Here is a 17,027-nt window from a genome sequence, read left to right on the forward strand (position 1 = left end):
TTTGAGTTTAAAAATATAAATAAGGAATAGTGTCCGATGTTTACCAAACTACTGATTGCTAACCGCGGTGAAATTGCTTGCCGAATCATTGATACAGCAAAAAAGATGGGCGTACGTACGGTGGCAGTTTATTCAGATGCAGATTCAAACGCTCGTCACGTCGCTATGGCTGATGAAGCTTTCTATCTTGGAGCCAGTGCTCCAGCTCAATCATACCTGCGTGGAGATGCCATTATTGAAGTGGCAAAAAGAGCAGGCGCTCAAGCGATTCACCCAGGTTATGGTTTTTTATCAGAAAACGCAGAATTTGCTCGCCAATGTGAGCAGTCTGGTATTGAATTTGTCGGGCCAGGTTCGGACGCGATTGATTCAATGGGCAGTAAAAGTGCCGCTAAAGTCATTATGTCTGCCGCCAATGTACCACTCGTTCCGGGTTACCATGGTGACGATCAAACAGATGATGTGTTATTAAAAGAAGCTCACAAAGTGGGTTATCCGCAACTTATCAAAGCCGCTTATGGCGGTGGTGGCAAAGGCATGCGGATCGTTGAAAACCAAAGCGAACTGCAAGGCGCCATCGACTCAGCGCGTCGTGAAGCGGCCTCTTCTTTCGGTAACGATAAATTATTGATGGAGCGTTACCTTCGTCAACCAAGACATGTTGAAGTGCAAGTGTTTGCTGATAAACACGGTAATTGTGTTTATCTATCAGACAGAGACTGCTCAGTGCAACGCCGCCATCAAAAAGTTGTTGAAGAAGCACCTGCTCCGGGTTTATCTGATGATTTACGCAAACAAATGGGTGAAGCTGCGGTTGCAGCTGCGAAAGCCATTGACTACGTTGGCGCTGGTACCGTTGAGTTTTTGCTTGATACCGACGGCAGCTTTTATTTCATGGAAATGAATACTCGTCTGCAAGTAGAACATCCTGTAACTGAATTGGTCACAGGCCAAGATCTAGTAGAATGGCAATTAAAAGTGGCACATGGGCAGACTTTGCCACTAGAGCAGTCTGAAATTCAAATTTCTGGTCATTCTTTTGAAGTGCGCGTTTACGCAGAAGATCCTAAAAACGAGTTTTTACCAGCCAGTGGCAAACTCGAATTTCTTCGGGAGCCAAGCCAAAATCAACACGTGAGAATTGACTCCGGAATTCGTGAACACGATGTGATCAGTAATTTTTACGATCCAATGATTTCAAAACTCATTGTGTGGGACGAAAATCGCCATCTTGCCTTGCAGCGTATGGAAAATGCATTAGACAATTATCGGATTGTTGGACTCAAACATAATATCGCTTTTTTACGCAGTATTATCACTCACTCCGCATTCGTAAAAGCCGATTTTTATACAGACTTTATCGAGCGTTATAACGATAACTTGTTTACCAGCAAAAGTGTAGATCCAGCGAAAGTGTTAGCGCTTGCTGGTTTATCCCAAGTGTTACACCGCCAGCAAGCTTTGCAAAGCGACACATCGCCTTGGGCTAGCTTAACAGGGTTTAGAGTCAACAGTGCCAATCGCCAACAAGTTCGTTTGCTTGATGATGACAATCAACTCGTTGAACTAAACATTATCGAACAATCAAATGGTTATGAAATAAAGGTTGGTGAACAGATCATTACTATTAATGGTGAACTGGCATCAAATGGTTTACTCGCGCAAATTGGTGATCATCGTTTTCTTGTGCCTATCGCTCAAATTGAAAATGATTTCACCCTATTTATCGACAACCAACAATTTCATTTCAAAGCGGTGCAAGCCCAGCAGTTGAGACAAGAAGACAATAGTGAAGATCAATTAAACGCACCAATGAATGGCACCATTGTCACTCATTTAGTTGATGTTGGCGCTCAAGTAAAAGCCGGTCAAGGTTTGATGGTAATGGAAGCCATGAAAATGGAGTACACCATCCAAGCCCCATTTGATGGCGTAGTGAGTGAATTTTTCTTTCACCCCGGTGACCTTGTCACTGACGGTTCTCCCCTTCTCGATGTTAACCCTAATGACGCTCTTGACAGTAAAAGGGACGGAGAATAGAGCATGACAGTCAATATATTTGAAGTCGGCGCACGCGACGGATTACAAAATGAACCCCATGTGAGCACTCAAGACAAAGTGACGCTAATCAATGAGCTTGCACAAGCAGGTGTTCGTCGAATCGAAGCCGCCAGTTTTGTGTCACCCAAGTGGGTGCCACAAATGGCCGACTCAGCGACAGTAATGGATCAAATTGAGCGCAACCCATCTGTGCAGTACAGTGCCCTCACCCCAAATTTAAAAGGACTTGAAGCAGCACTTGCCGCTGATGTTGACGAGATAGCTATTTTTGGTTCAGCCTCTGAGGCTTTTAGCCAAAAAAACATAAACTGCTCAATTGAAGAATCCATTGCGCGTTTTAAGCCTGTAATCGAATTAGCCAAACAACACAACTTGCCTGTTCGTGGTTACGTATCGTGCGTACTCGGTTGTCCATACGAAGGTGAAATCGCGGTTTCTGAAGTGGTAAGAGTCACAGAACTTCTACACACCATGGGTTGCTACGAAGTATCGCTCGGTGACACTATCGGCGTTGGCACACCGAAAAAAGCACTGCAAATGCTTCAAGCGGTTTCACAAAGCGTTTCAATCGATAAGTTGGCACTGCATTTTCACGATACTTACGGGCAAGCGCTCGCTAACATTCAAGCCTGCTTAGAAACCGGAGTGTCAGTATTTGACTCATCCGTGAGCGGCCTTGGCGGCTGTCCATATGCAAAAGGCGCTTCTGGTAACCTTGCTACCGAAGACTTGGTTTATATGCTGCACGGTATGGGATTAGATACTGGCATCAATATAGAAAAACTGTCCCAAGCCGGCAATAAAATATGTAAAGCATTAGGCAAAAGCAACGCTTCAAAAGTTGCTCAAGCGATTTTAACTCATTAAAAGGAACTGACATCGATGGCAGGACTGAATAAAGTAGTCAGCAGCTACACCGAAGCACTGGCAGGGCTCAAAAGCGACATGACAATCATGGTTGGTGGTTTTGGTTTATGTGGTATTCCAGAAGGATTAATCAACCAAATGACCACAATGGATGTAACCGGCTTAACGGCAATATCAAACAATGCTGGTGTCGATGACTTTGGCTTAGGTTTATTACTGCAAAAGCGTCAAATCAGCACCATGATTGCTTCGTACGTCGGTGAAAACGCGACCTTCGAAAAGCAAATGTTGTCCGGTGAGTTAAATGTCATTCTCACACCACAAGGCACATTAGCTGAAAAAATACGAGCAGGCGGCGCTGGTATTCCAGCATTTTTTACAGCAACCGGTTACGGCACGCCTGTCGCAGAGGGTAAAGAAACCCGCGAAATTAAAGGCCGTCATTACGTCCTTGAAGACTCGCTCACCTCGGATTTTGCATTAGTTCGCGCATGGAAAGCCGATACTATGGGTAACCTCGTATTCCGTAAAACCGCTGCTAATTTCAATCCAATGATGGCAACAGCAGGCAAAATAACCGTAGTAGAAGCCGAGCACATTGTTGAGCCGGGTGAACTCGATCCTGATCATATCCACACACCGGGAATTTATGTAGATCGCGTCATTCAAGGTACATTTGAAAAACGCATTGAACAACGCACGGTTAAGGCATAAGGAAGATCCTAAAATGGCATTATCAAGAGAACAAATGGCTCAACGAGTAGCCAAAGAACTTCAAGATGGCTTTTACGTAAATTTAGGCATTGGCATCCCAACTCTGGTGGCAAATTATGTTCCTGAAGGAATGGAGTTAATGCTGCAATCAGAAAATGGTTTGCTCGGTATGGGCGAGTTCCCAACCGAAGATACCATAGATCCTGATCTGATCAACGCGGGTAAGCAAACGGTAACCGCAGTAAAAGGCGCTTCTTTTTTCTCATCAGCTGAAAGCTTTGCCATGATCCGCGGCGGCCATGTTGATTTAACAGTACTTGGCGCATTTGAAATTGACGTGAACGGCTCAATTGCATCATGGATGATCCCCGGCAAACTCATTAAAGGCATGGGCGGCGCAATGGATTTAGTCGCAGGTGCAGACAACATTATCGTGATGATGACTCATGCTGATAAACGAGGTAACTCAAAGCTACTGCCTTTATGTGAGCTGCCGTTAACGGGTTATGGCTGCATAAAACGAGTCATCACCGACTTGGCGCTACTAGAAATTAAAGATGGCGCTTTCCATTTAATTGAAAGAGCTCCTGGCGTTTCAGTTGAAGAAATCCAATCAAAAACAGCAGGTAAGTTAACCGTTAATGGTGATGTACCTGAGATGGTTCTTTAAATCTAAGTTTGACTATTAAGCTTTAAAATTTCATTGAGTTCAAGCATCATAATTGTTTATGAATATAACCACTCTCTCGAAAGTTTGAGTGGTTTTTTATACAGTTCCCTTTCTCGTTTACACGAAATCTTTAATAGCTAAAAAAATAAAGTTTGTTTATGGTTGAACTTCAAACATAGTTAGCCTTATCCATGAATAATACCAATTACTGTAATTAAATGCTCAACTCAGAGCTATGTATGCGCACAAAGCACAAACGAAATTGGTGAAAACATAGTTATCTACGTTGAGATAATTTTGTGAAGTAATTTTTGTGCATACAAGCTCCCGAAGGGCAAGGCTAAAGGTTTCCATTACTGCGTTGCACGTTCTTGAATTATCCCGACAAAAGCACGAAGTGCGTTGAACGCCAGCTTTGTGTGGCGGACGTTAGGGGATATATTGCTTCGAACATGCGCCTTGTACTGAAAACCTTTATCTCTTGCTGAATGAGAGATTAATTACTGTAATTGGTATAATCAATAAAGCCGAGAAAATACGTGAGCACAATCGATATCAATCAAACAAGACGGGCATTACTAAAAGGGTTATCTGCCCTCGCCGCAAGTAGTTCACTGTTATCCATTCCGGTTTTGGCGCAAAAAAAACGAATGTATATTGATGGACTTTCATTTTTGCCGGAAGATTTGGCTGATTTAAGTAAGTCCAAACTCTCAGCCTATATTTGTGATATTTCCGACATTGAGGCCATTAAACAAGCCGATGGCACAACTAATTACAAACGGACTTATAAAGCCTGCTTAAGTAGCATTAAAGCAGCCCAAAAGCGCGTAGATGATAATCCAAAACAACTTATTTTAGGTTTGAGTAGCAAAGATATAGACAGAGCACTTCAAACAGACAAAACTGCCGTTTATTTTCAAATACAAGGTGCTGACTGCGTAGAAGCTGACAACTTACAACAAAGCTGGCAACAGTTAGATTCGCTGCACAACCACGGGCTTCGTGTATTGCAATTAACCCACCATTACGGCAATCAGTTTGCGGGCGGAGCACTTGATAACAACGGCAATCATTCATTAGATTTACCCTTAACAGCAAATGGTAAACAGTTAATCACTGAGCTTAATAACAGAAAAATCATAATTGATGCCAGTCATTCAAGTCCCAAAAGCGCCTTAGAAACAGCTAAATTGTCTCATTCACCCATAGTGCAAACACATGGAGCCTGCCGAGCCATCGTGAATCACGCAAGGTGTTCACCCGATGAAGTCATAAAAGCCATCGCAGATACAGGCGGCGTTTTTGGCATTTTCATGATGAGTTTTTGGCTTTCAACGGCAAACGAACCTCAAGTCTCTGATTACATTCGCCATATAAAGCATGTTATCAAGGTAGGAGGCATCGAAGCCGTAGGCGTAGCCAATGATTATCCACTTAAAGGTCAAAAGAATTTGCTTACTTTGAGCAATAATAATCTTGAAGGCGTAAAACAATATTTAGAATGGTGGCACAGCTTACGCCAAAAGAATGTTCTCGGTTATCAACACGAACCTAAACATGTTGTGATCCCTATGTTTAACCATATCGATAGAATGAACCGAATTGATCATGAATTGAGCAAAGCTGGCTTTTCAGCTGCCGCTCGTGACAAAATTATGGGCCAAAACTGGAAACGCGTCATCCACCACATACTTTAGCGCTTGGGAAATCTAAACACAAATGAATAGCTATTTTAAAATACTTATTATCGTTACCACTTTGATCAGTTCTTTCTATACAAGAGCTGATGATTTCACTTGGAACAAGCTTATTGAGTTTACAGACAACCACGGGTTACGTCCCGCGGGCTCGAAAGCAGAAAAGCAATCAAAAGAGTGGCTCATAAACCAGTATAAACAACTGGGTCTCACAGCTTTAGTTCAGCCTTTCACGCATAAATTTAGAAATAAAAAAATTCAATCCGCTAATGTTGAAATCGAAATAAAAGGTCGTTCAAACAAAACAATTATTGTGGGTGCTCACTATGATTCGATACAAGATGGTAGCGGATCTTTAGGTTTTACGGATAACGCTTCAGGTGCTATCGCTCTGCTAGGTTTAGCTAATGCATTAAAAGAAAAGACGCTGCCCTTTACTGTGCGACTTATTTCATTCGGCGCTGAAGAAGTCGGCTTACTCGGCTCAAAAGCTTATGTAAAAGATAACCAGTCTCGCTTAAATAATGTGATTGGAATGATAAATCTTGACACCATCATTGGCGGAGACAAACTCTATATACACAGTGCAAGTACAACGCCTTACCGTTGTCATTATTTGAATGAGCCTAACTACAATAATGATACAGCCTTACGCGACGCGCTCATTTCATCATCAACAAACATATTCGATGAAAGCGCCCATCAACTTCACCCTGCCAATCAAACTTTACCTCAAGGGGAAACAGCTTCTTGGTCAGATCATGCACCGTTTGCGTGTACTGGTATCCCAATTGCCTACATTGAAGCCACCAACTTTTCTATTGACGGTAAAGACGGTCACGATGGGTACTCACAAACAGTCAACAACAACTTTTGGAGTTGTTTTAATAAAAAAGAGGCAACCGCGTGTAATCGTAAAAAAGAGCAACAATGGGGGCAAATTTGGCACACTAAATTTGATTCTGCGGAAAAATTACGCCCTATATTTGACGCTAGATTACAGTCACAAATGAATATTAACCTTAAACTGCTCAAAACATATTTAACACAGCCAAACAAAACATAGTGCCATCACAAATCACTCAAAGGGCTTCTAACCCCGTTAGCGCCCGCTTGAATAACATGAGTATAAATTTGAGTCGTTCGTAAATCAGAATGCCCAAGTTGTTCTTGAACTGTTCGGATATCTGCCCCACGTTGTAATAAATGCGTCGCAAAAGAATGTCGCAATGTATGGCAAGTGACATTCTTCTGTATCTTCGCTTGTTTTGCTGCCAACTTCACGGCTTTTTGAACCGATGTTTCATCAATATGATGCCGCCTGATACTACCCTCAGATTGTGGATCAGAGCTTAAACGCGTCGAAGGAAACAAATAGTGCCATTGAAACGACTGAGCCGCACCTAGGTTTTTCTTTGCAAGGGCAAATGGCAACCAAACACCACTGTACTCTTCTCTTTCAATATCATTTTCAAAATAATTATGACATAGGTTTATTTGGTGTTTTAGCGGTTTATATAGTTCCTTGGCTAAGGTAACGCGCCTGTGCCGCCCGCCCTTTCCGTTCCAAATTAAAACAGCACCGAAATCAAAATCAATGTCCTGTACTCGAAGCCTAACCGCCTCCATTAGCCGCAAACCACTGCCATACATTAGCTGAACAATAAGTTTTTTATTACTTTCTACTTGCTTAAGAAATGATTTTATTTCTTCGGTGGTAAGCACTACTGGCAGTTTAGTTTCTTTGCGTGATTTATTAAATTTTAAGTCTAAAGACAACGGCTGATTAAGAATATCTTTATATAAAAACGATAACGCATTTAATGCAATTTTTTGCGTTGATGGAGCTACATTTTTATCATTAGATAAATGAGTTAAAAAAAGCTCAACCTCTGTACTACCTAACTCTGATGGATGCTTCTTTTCACAAAATAAGATATAAAACTTTATCCAATGCTGGTAGGTCTCAATCGTCCTTTTCGCATAGTGACGAGTGACCATAAACTCAGCAACATGATTCAAAAACGGAGAGTTCGACACGTAAAAAAATCCTTTTTTATACTGTTGTTAAAAACAGTAGCACCAAAAACCCTTATTTCCACCACTTAGGCTGAATAAATCTGCCTTTTATCTAGTTCGAATTTCTAAATTTTACTATTGTTTATTGATTATATTAAAAAAGATAGGTACTTTTATATGAATCAAATAATAAAAGGCAGATTTAGTCTGTGTTTAAACATGGAATTTGTCTGTCTAATATGCTGTTAGCTCGCTGAGTTCGATAAAGTTTATGTTTGCTCTATAGTCGTTTATTTGTTGAGTGAGTAAGCCGTATAAATCTTGCTGGTTACAAAAGAAGTAGTTTTTCAGTTCGTCGTAGTGGCTATCACTACTCTCATTGTGCCCTGCCGGGTCAATCACTATTTGCATATGCCACTTTCAGTATTTTCGCTACTTGTTGGTAGTTATTGGTTTAATCTTCAGCTACATCATGGCTGCAAGTAAAAGTGGTTGGTTTTGTGCCAGCCCAACATGTCGTTGCTGCACGCTTGTAGCCAGCAATAAAGTTCAAACCAGTTTCGCAAGCTAACAAATAAGGATAGGCGTAGCGAAGCCTGCGCCTTATCCAGTTGTTGAACAAGCCCGACGCCACTTATATATGCAAATATCTCTGATATGTTTTTAAGATTGGAGTGAGCCATTTCTCGACTCACTTTTTAAAAGGTGTGACTCATCCTTGATGGCGATCTTGCGATTCTTGTTACCATCAATACCTTGTTTCGTTTGATTGTCGTTTTTTGCTTATTTATGCCCTCTAAAATTAACCATTACATTATCCTTATTATTCGTTTCAATCGTATTTTCAGCCATAACCGAACGGTCTAGTAATGCCTAAAAAGATCATAGGCTGCTGACAACAACGGCACAGGCATTGTGCTTTTTTCCGAGCGACTGGCTTTATAATGCTTAAATCCAACTTGTGCGCCATTATTAAACACAGCTGAATTTTCTTGAGCGTCTTGCTTGCTCCGCCATGCAGTAATCCATAATCTCTGACTCGCCGAAATCCTTTAGGGATGACGTGTTGCAGTATTTGCCACAAGAACTTAAGTGTCGGCAATGTCTTAATCTGTGTTTGTTTGGTTTCACTGTCGATGTAGCGAAAGCTAACGGTGTCATCGGCTACCTTAACGATATCTCTGTCGGGTAATACACCACGGTAAAGGTATCGAGACAGATACTTAAGCGCAGGCAAACCTTTACCCACATGGCGACAATTCACGACCCATTTTTTAGGGATTTTACTGGGCAGCTTAAGCTTGAGTTGATGGTTCAAGGCTTCGAGCATTCTTGCTCGCCAAACCTTGGCAAGGCTATCCGTATTAAACAGATAATCTCCTTTATTTTTGCGCCATTCATTACGGCCTTTATGGTAGCCGCCAGCGGGTATTATCACGTGTATGTGTGGATGAAATTGACGCTGGCGACCATGGGTGTGCAACACGCAGGTGAAACCGATATCGGCCTGCCAGCTTTTTTTATTGCGGCCAAAGTCTTTCAAAATACTGGCTACTACTGCGAACATGGCATCAAACACGGCTTGCTGATGTTGAAATGTCAACGCTCGCAACTGTGATGGCAAAGTGAACGTATCCATATAGTAATCGACAGGCAACAATTTCATTTGCTGACGATTAAGCCAATCTTGAGTCGTATTGTGTTGGCATAAATTACAGCTGCGATGACCGCATGACAGTGGCAAGTCTTGATAACGATGACAGTCATCGCATTGCCATTGGCTGCAACCTTTATTGAAGGTCTTGCAACTGAGCATGGCATTCATGGCCTGATGGTGTTCATTGGTGAGCTTATGCTGATATTCAAGTTTAAAGGCGTCAAGGTGCTCAGATAATATGTCTACGAAGTGCATCACTTATCCCTCCAAGTGAGAGGAAGTGAGTCGGTTAAGTCATTAATGGTGTCTCTTGTAGATTGTGATTTAACTTCGGTCAGCTTGGTATAAATGAGTGTGGTGTTGAGGCTTTTGTGACCGAGCGCCACTTGAATGCTGCGTAGGTCAACGCCTCGCTCAAGAAGATGGGTTGCATAGCAATGACGTAAAGTGTGGGGACTGATTTTTTTTAAAAATGCCACATTCAGTGACAATTTTTCTCATGGCTTTTTGTACTCCGCCCTTATCCATTGGTTGGTTAGAGTGGCTATGTTTACTGGGGAATAACCAATTGCGATGTCGATGTGTTTGCCAATAAGCTCGAAGTGTTGCAAGCGTTCTTCGAGGAAGTGGAACCAATCGGTCTTGACCTCCTTTGCCGTCACGCACATGGACTTGCATACTGGCCTTGTCGATGTCACCGATTTGTAAATGAATGCCTTCATTGAGTCGAAGTCCTAGGCTGTAAAGTGTCAACAAGAACACTTGATATCTCAGCTGCTCGGTACGACTTATTATCAAAGCGACTTCATCAACGGATAACGTATCAGGTAATCGTTTTACCTGCTGAGGTTTAACAATATCGAGCCATTGCCACTTCTTATTGAGGGTGAACGCATAAAAGAATTGCAAGCCGTTACGGTCAACCTTGACGGTGCTCCATGAGTGCGAAAGTATTAATGCATTAAAATAATCTTTGAGTTCTTGGGTACAAAGGTTATCAGGACACCGACCGAAATGGTTGGCAATGCGCCTCACGGCACGACTGTAACTGTCAATCGTTGCCTTGCGCTTGCCTTGCAGTCGTAAGTTGGTAATATGTTGTTTATATAGAAAATCAAAACGTTGTTGTTCGTAGGGTGTCATAAAATACTCCTTAAGTTATCCAGCCACATGGCGGTAAGAGAAGTATTACTCAGAGCTTATAATGATATGATTAATTGTTGTTTAACCGCTGTTTCTGCCGCACAGCGGCTTCGTTCAACAAGCGCTTCAACAAGGACAAATACTGGTTGGCTTTTGTCGCTGCGCTCCAAATTTTAGCCAACCACCATTTGCCTGTTAAGCGGGCGTTAGGCTTCACAGGGAATAAGTGAATATGAAATTGCCATTTTCAAAATTAGAACATGATTCTCTTCAACTGGTTGTATGGGCATCCCGATTTTTCTTTATGTTTGGAAGCGTCTTTATATTGTCAGGTATAGGGAAAGAAATATACAGAGTTGTGCGTTGGCTCTTATCCCCAATTCACTTTAGTGATGGTTCTTGGGCTAGTTACCGCTACAAATTGGATTTAACTCATATAAACTGGCAGTTAATATTACTGGGTTTAATTTTAACCTTCATTTCTTGCTGGTTAGCAATAAAACTTAACTCAAGTAGAAAGAAAGCCTAACAATTCAAGCGGGACTTTTTAAAGTTTGCTTGGTTTCGCTTCGCTACACATTTTGGCAAACTATAAAAAGCCCCTTAATTGGGCGTTATATATTCAGGAAAGTTTTGTGGAAGTCGAAGAGTTAGGTCCTCTATATTTTGATGAGAGATTTGAAAGTGATATCGAGTCAATAAATGATTCGGCTAATGGGCTTTTCATAATCATTGAATCAAAAAATGAATTAGGCAAAGATATGCGGCTTAAACTGAGCTTTGAGTTGTCTATGGCTTATAGATACCTTGATGAAGCAGATCTTTCATATTATTGGGATACAGGATTATTTTCTTCACGCTATCATATTTATCAAATATTAAATGGTGGCTGGTCGAATGGCGAGCCTCGACATAAAGGTGTTATGGTTTTTACCGACGCTTGTAAAAATAAAGAATATTTCATAGCTACTTCAAATGGTTGTATGAATGTAGTTAGTGATAACCCTCCAGTGATTGAGATATTGAATATATAACAAATAAGGATAGGCGTAGCGAAGCCTGCACCTGAATTGGGCGTTACATTGCTCAATAAATTTGTGCAAAACAGCACCTTAATTTTCTTTTTTCTTAATGCGTAATAAAATATTTTCCTTTTTACAGGTCATAATATGTTCACTGATTTCAAGTCTTCCTACTCGTGCGTCAGAAGTGCTATTCATGTGAATATGTTTGACATGGTTATGAAAGTAACTTGGTAAAAAAGAACCCAGCACCTCTCCATCTTCTGTAATAAAATCTATATTAGCTTCTACTATTGTTCTTTTTTCTTCTTTAGGTTTTGCTTTAAAGGTAAGTTCTTCATTACAAGGGCAATACTTGAGCTCAAACTTATAGTTTTCTCCATTCCAACTTCCATCTACACCAGCTATATCTAGATAGGTTCTGGAATTTTTACATTTTTTGACTTCTTTCAAAGGAATCATTATATATATTTCGTCATCACTATCTTTTTTTGATTGAAATATGCTTCTAGAAGCCAAAAGCTGTGGGTATAGATTAATTGGACATTCACTTCGTGTTTCCACTGGCTTATTTAAGCCTATGTGAACAAATGAATCATGGTAAGAGCCTGTCCATTCACAATGTTTATCGCGGCAACGGAGCTCTGTATTGTGTAATGAGCGATTCAAATTTTCTTGTAGAACTTGTTTAACTTCACGTGATTCAATTTTTTCCGCTTTGCAGAAGCCGCATGATTCTATTTTTGGCTCACAAAGATCACAGATACTATGGAAAAGATCAGTGCATACTGGAACACTAGTTAAATTATCTTTACATACATAGCACTCACTAATATTTGCCCCCAAAGAAATAACAGTCCACTCCTTACCTCTTATACTAATAACAGTATCACGGTTTTCTTTTAGGTCTTGAATGCCTGGGCCAGTAAATCCAGTTGCCCTCGCAGAATCAGAAATCATTATAAGTGCTCTTTTTAGAATTTCGTTTCATAATATAGACAATTGGTTACAATTGGTTAAGTTAATCGTTCAATCTACCTGTTAGTAATTCTTACTTGTTAGTTAATCAGAGATTTTACAAGCCGCAATGTAACAAAAAAATCAGGACTGATCAAAACATAGGTCTTAAAGGTAATAAATCAAAGAGAGATCGCCAGCTCAACCTCAGTTGAACCGCTACCGTAAATCACACAAAGTTTGTGAGTGCTTAGTGGTGTAAATCCGAAGGTTGAAAATTCAGCATTGTTAGCCAGTCATCAACTTTTTTCCCTGTGATATTCTGATACGATGAAGTTCCTTTATGTTTCCCCCAGCGTCTTGAGCGAAGGTTGTACCAAGCTTTAAATAACTCGAGGAAACCTTGATTGACTCCTTTACGGACATAAAGGTAAGACCGTAGAGTGGCATTAAATCCTTCAATGGCACTTGATGCTCTGTGGCGAGTTTGATGCAACGCTTCCACTTGCAGCATAAGTTCGCTGGCACTCTTGCCTAAACGGAGTCGCAACCACTGATAACTGCCAACTAATTCTTTCTGATACCGCGCTATTTTCCAAGGTTTAGCTTTTCGTAATTGGCGCTTTCGTTCAGAGAAGCGACAAGCCACTTCAACGCATTCTTGAGGATAAAGTTCGCCAAGTTTCAGTAACTTTTCGTGAAGTGCTTGAGTTGCTAATGTCAGTCCTTTCAAACGATTTTTTATGTATCTAGCAGCGGTGATGCCATCTTTATGCTCAGTATTTTTTAAGCCATCAACAGCCTTCGTTAGCAAGGCTTCAGCCTGTTTTTTCGTCATGAGGCTACCCGTTTTCATGGAAATACTGGTCAAAGCTTGGTGGAGATGATTTCTGCTTTTCGTTCCACTTTCATATTGCTCAATCGCTTGCTCACATTTCGCTTGCACGCCTAAGAAATCAACCATTGCCTGCTGCTTTTTCTCTGTATCGAATACATCTTTATGCAATCTTTTTTCCAAACTAGCCTCTTTATCAATGTAGTAGTACGCCCGACGTTCAACCTTTCTCAGCGCCTTACCTACGATATACAACGCATGGAAAGCATCATCACGTTGCTCTGCATGTTCAAAGCTCATGCTAACGCCTTTCGCTATTCCTTTTGCTCCATCTTTAACGACGTGCTGAGGTGATAATCCTTGTGATTTAGCTTCACCTAAAACTCGTGCCCAAGTTTCACCGTCACGCTTTTGTTCGTGAGAGAGTGAAAATAAATAACCACTTTCGAGATCTATCCCAGCAAGTACGGGGTCACCTTGGCTGAACATCTCATCGATGGCCACACTCTTTATGGCTGATAGCGACACTTTTTCGTTAAATAACTTAGCCTGCTCTTGAGCTTCAACGATAACGCCTTGAATGTAACCGTAACTGACTTTACAGCCTGGATAAATGAGTGGGATTTGTTCTTCAATTGCTCGAATAGAGTTAGGTGCTGTGATTGATAAAGCCACAATAGAACGGCGAAGATGTGGTACGTCAACATTTACAGATGTAATGACATCAGATTCGTCGTTGGTAGTAACAAGGCACTTTAGTGCCGATTGAGCCGCATATTTAGCGGAGTAAACGGCTTTACGAGAAACATTAAATTCATCAGAAAGAGAAGAAACTGCACCATGCACTTGGCAAGCGATAGTTTTTAAGATAAGTTCGAATTTGTCTGAGGAGTTAAGCGGTGTTCGGTCGAGTATCGGCATTTTATTTTGAGAATAGTTTTAGTCGGCTTATTATCTCAATAAATAACGTTTTTCTCCTCAGATTTTCTCATTTATTTGTTACCCGTATCTTATGGGTTCCAAAAAATCCAGGGGACTGCGCCTGCGGCGCAGCCCATGAATTTGGCGCTATGTTTCTTTGAGAAAACGAATTTAATTATTCATATTTAGCAGTAGCAGCACAGTCTGGATTAGATTTTATAATGTAAAATTATTCGAGTGAATTTACATTCCTGACGCATTTATGTCCAGAAATAAGTTTAGAAATTATCAAACTATATTATTGTGTAAGCTGACTCTTTTACTGAAAAAATATCAAACTCTACAAGAGTCCTTGTCAATTTTGTGCATTTTTAGCGCGTGTTTTATATCAAACTTTATTATAAGCTGACACATGCAGTAATCCATAATCTCTGACTCGCCGAAATCCTTTAGGGATGACGTGTTGCAGTATTTGCCACAAGAACTTAAGTGTCGGCAATGTCTTAATCTGTGTTTGTTTGGTTTCACTGTCGATGTAGCGAAAGCTAACGGTGTCATCGGCTACCTTAACGATATCTCTGTCGGGTAATACACCACGGTAAAGGTATCGAGACAGATACTTAAGCGCAGGCAAACCTTTACCCACATGGCGACAATTCACGACCCATTTTTTAGGGATTTTACTGGGCAGCTTAAGCTTGAGTTGATGGTTCAAGGCTTCGAGCATTCTTGCTCGCCAAACCTTGGCAAGGCTATCCGTATTAAACAGATAATCTCCTTTATTTTTGCGCCATTCATTACGGCCTTTATGGTAGCCGCCAGCGGGTATTATCACGTGTATGTGTGGGTGAAATTGACGCTGGCGACCATGGGTGTGCAACACGCAGGTGAAACCGATGTCGGCCTGCCAGCTTTTTTTATTGCGGCCAAAGTCTTTCAAAATACTGGCTACTACTGCGAACATGGCATCAAACACGGCTTACTGATGTTGAAATGTCAACGCTCGCAACTGTGATGGCAAAGTGAACGTATCCATATAGTAATCGACAGGCAACAATTTCATTTGCTGACGGTTAAGCCAATCTTGAGTCGTATTGTGTTGGCATAAATTACAGCTGCGATGGCCGCAGGATAACGGGCACTCAATGTGTTGCTGCCACTGGTTGCAGTCCCATTGACTCACGCCTTGGGTTTGAGTTTTACAGCGGAGCATCGCATTCATCGCTTGGTACATGGATGAGGTTAATCGTGATTGATACTGCTTGATAAAATCAGAATGATTGTCGGACAAAATATCAACAAAGCGCATTATTTCGCCCTCCACTCAAGCGGTAACTCATTCGTCATTTGCTCCATGGTGTTGCGTGAACTTTGCTGCGCCACCTCCGTTAATTGGGTATACATTAAGGTTGTGTTGAGACTGGCATGGCCGAGCAACGTTTGCAAGCTACTGCTACCTAAATCAACTCCACGCTCTAATAAATGAGTGGCGAAGCAGTGCCTCAGTGAGTGAGGGCTGATTTTCTTATAGATGCCACATTCTTTAATGACCTTGCGCATGGCTTTTTGCACACCGCCTCTGTCCATTTGGCTGCCAGGCTGATGGTCTTTGCCTGGGAAGATCCACTGAGGGTGTCGATGGGTTTGCCAGTAGGTGCGAAGTGCGACTAAGGTGCGCAGGGGCAAAGAAACAAAGCGGTCTTTGCCGTATTTACCATCACGCACATGCACTTTCATTGAGGATTTGTCTATATCACCTATTTCTAGGTTAATCGCTTCACCGAGTCGTAATCCCATGCTGTACAACACCACAAAAAACACCTGATAACGCAACTGTTTTGTACGATTGATGACTAAGGCCACTTCTGTCGTACTGAGGATATCAGGCAATCGTCGAACTTGAGGTGGTTTAACAATATTGAGCCACTGCCATTGTTTGTTGAGCGTGTGTTGGTAAAAGAACTGTAAGCCGTTGCGGTCTATCTTCACGATACTCCATGAATGAGTGCCAATCAGTGCTGTGAAATATTGTTTCATCTCCTGTTGACATAGGTTATCTGGGCAGCGGTTAAAATAGTCAGCAATGCGCCGAACGGCACGACTATAACCATCAATGGTTGATGGTCGCTTGCCTTGTAAGTGTAAATTGATAAGATGTTGTCTATAAATGAAGTCAAAACGTTGTTGCTCTGAAGGTGACATGATTAACTGCTCCTAAATTCACAGCGAATATGCTGGAATAGAAGTATTCAGGACGGTTTAAAATCATGTGATGAATGATCGTTTAGGTTTCACATTGCCGCACAGCGGCTTCGTTCAACAAGGCATTCAATCTGATTTCCTAACTCAATTGTTATGCGTAATAGGGATATATTGAAAGAAATCATCATCTAATTACATAGAGAGCAATACCTAAGAGAAGTTAGGGACGTGGCGGAAGAATGTATACCAATTTTATCGT

General features: G+C 41.4%; 14 protein-coding genes and 2 pseudogenes. 8 read left to right on the forward strand and 8 right to left on the reverse strand.

The annotated features are described in order from the left end of the window. Positions 1-36: 36 nt before the first annotated feature. The 6 genes from E2I05_RS13800 to E2I05_RS13825 all read left to right on the forward strand — a co-directional run bounded on the left by E2I05_RS13800 (position 37) and on the right by E2I05_RS13825 (position 7,078). Positions 37-2,040, forward strand: a complete 2,004-nt coding sequence (locus E2I05_RS13800) for an acetyl/propionyl/methylcrotonyl-CoA carboxylase subunit alpha (RefSeq protein ID WP_121854433.1) — start codon at positions 37-39, stop codon at positions 2,038-2,040. 3 nt (positions 2,041-2,043) lie between these two features. After that, positions 2,044-2,928 carry a hydroxymethylglutaryl-CoA lyase gene (locus tag E2I05_RS13805; protein ID WP_121854432.1) on the forward strand — a complete coding sequence of 295 codons (885 nt, stop codon included), beginning with the start codon at positions 2,044-2,046 and terminating at the stop codon, positions 2,926-2,928. A gap of 15 nt (positions 2,929-2,943) precedes the next feature. Further along, entirely contained in the window at positions 2,944-3,642 is a 699-nt protein-coding gene (locus tag E2I05_RS13810; protein WP_121854431.1) for a CoA transferase subunit A, read from the forward strand. A 13-nt stretch (positions 3,643-3,655) separates the two neighbouring features. Then, on the forward strand, positions 3,656-4,312 hold the full coding sequence (locus tag E2I05_RS13815; RefSeq protein ID WP_121854430.1) for a CoA transferase subunit B: 657 nt from the start codon (positions 3,656-3,658) through the stop codon (positions 4,310-4,312). Positions 4,313-4,860: 548 nt separating this feature from the next. Then, the gene (locus E2I05_RS13820) at positions 4,861-6,012 is read left to right on the forward strand and encodes a membrane dipeptidase (protein ID WP_376707904.1); all 1,152 of its coding nucleotides are present in this window, start codon (positions 4,861-4,863) and stop codon (positions 6,010-6,012) included. A 22-nt stretch (positions 6,013-6,034) separates the two neighbouring features. After that, positions 6,035-7,078 (forward strand): M28 family metallopeptidase, encoded by a 1,044-nt coding sequence (locus E2I05_RS13825; protein ID WP_207805306.1) that lies wholly within the window; start codon positions 6,035-6,037, stop codon positions 7,076-7,078. Between the two features lie 5 nt (positions 7,079-7,083). Here E2I05_RS13825 and E2I05_RS13830 read toward each other — a convergent pair whose 3' ends face one another. The 4 genes and pseudogenes from E2I05_RS13830 to E2I05_RS13840 form a co-directional block, all read right to left on the reverse strand. Then, positions 7,084-8,034, reverse strand: a complete 951-nt coding sequence (locus tag E2I05_RS13830; RefSeq protein ID WP_165905537.1) for an integron integrase — start codon at positions 8,032-8,034, stop codon at positions 7,084-7,086. A 231-nt stretch (positions 8,035-8,265) separates the two neighbouring features. Then, entirely contained in the window at positions 8,266-8,442 is a 177-nt protein-coding gene (locus tag E2I05_RS22090; protein WP_170179637.1) for a hypothetical protein, read from the reverse strand. Between the two features lie 433 nt (positions 8,443-8,875). Next, positions 8,876-9,943, reverse strand: coding sequence for an IS91 family transposase (locus E2I05_RS13835; protein ID WP_133309854.1), 1,068 nt, complete (start codon positions 9,941-9,943; stop codon positions 8,876-8,878). After that, a pseudogene (locus E2I05_RS13840) lies at positions 9,943-10,831 on the reverse strand (site-specific integrase). The gene E2I05_RS13835 and the pseudogene E2I05_RS13840 overlap by 1 nt, the downstream one beginning before the upstream one ends. 232 nt (positions 10,832-11,063) lie before the next feature. Here E2I05_RS13840 and E2I05_RS13845 point away from each other — a divergent pair. Both E2I05_RS13845 and E2I05_RS13850 read left to right on the forward strand, forming a co-directional pair. After that, on the forward strand, positions 11,064-11,360 hold the full coding sequence (locus tag E2I05_RS13845; RefSeq protein WP_121855276.1) for a hypothetical protein: 297 nt from the start codon (positions 11,064-11,066) through the stop codon (positions 11,358-11,360). A gap of 106 nt (positions 11,361-11,466) precedes the next feature. Beyond that, a complete protein-coding gene (locus E2I05_RS13850; protein ID WP_121855275.1) occupies positions 11,467-11,865 on the forward strand; it encodes a hypothetical protein in 399 nt (132 codons plus the stop codon). A gap of 78 nt (positions 11,866-11,943) precedes the next feature. Here E2I05_RS13850 and E2I05_RS13855 read toward each other — a convergent pair whose 3' ends face one another. The 4 genes and pseudogenes from E2I05_RS13855 to E2I05_RS13875 all read right to left on the reverse strand — a co-directional run bounded on the left by E2I05_RS13855 (position 11,944) and on the right by E2I05_RS13875 (position 16,768). Continuing rightward, positions 11,944-12,813, reverse strand: coding sequence for a hypothetical protein (locus tag E2I05_RS13855; protein WP_121855274.1), 870 nt, complete (start codon positions 12,811-12,813; stop codon positions 11,944-11,946). Between the two features lie 247 nt (positions 12,814-13,060). Further along, positions 13,061-14,566 carry a transposase gene (locus tag E2I05_RS13860; RefSeq protein ID WP_133309695.1) on the reverse strand — a complete coding sequence of 502 codons (1,506 nt, stop codon included), beginning with the start codon at positions 14,564-14,566 and terminating at the stop codon, positions 13,061-13,063. A gap of 403 nt (positions 14,567-14,969) precedes the next feature. Continuing rightward, a pseudogene (locus tag E2I05_RS23065) lies at positions 14,970-15,875 on the reverse strand (IS91 family transposase); the annotation flags it as partial. Next, complete coding sequence (locus E2I05_RS13875; protein WP_121854898.1) at positions 15,875-16,768, reverse strand: site-specific integrase; 894 nt, start codon at positions 16,766-16,768, stop codon at positions 15,875-15,877. The gene E2I05_RS13875 and the pseudogene E2I05_RS23065, both read right to left, overlap by 1 nt. Positions 16,769-17,027: the final 259 nt, after the last annotated feature.

It is taken from the genome of Parashewanella spongiae, from assembly GCF_004358345.1.
In the GTDB taxonomy this organism is placed as follows: Bacteria; Pseudomonadota; Gammaproteobacteria; order Enterobacterales; family Shewanellaceae; genus Parashewanella; species Parashewanella spongiae.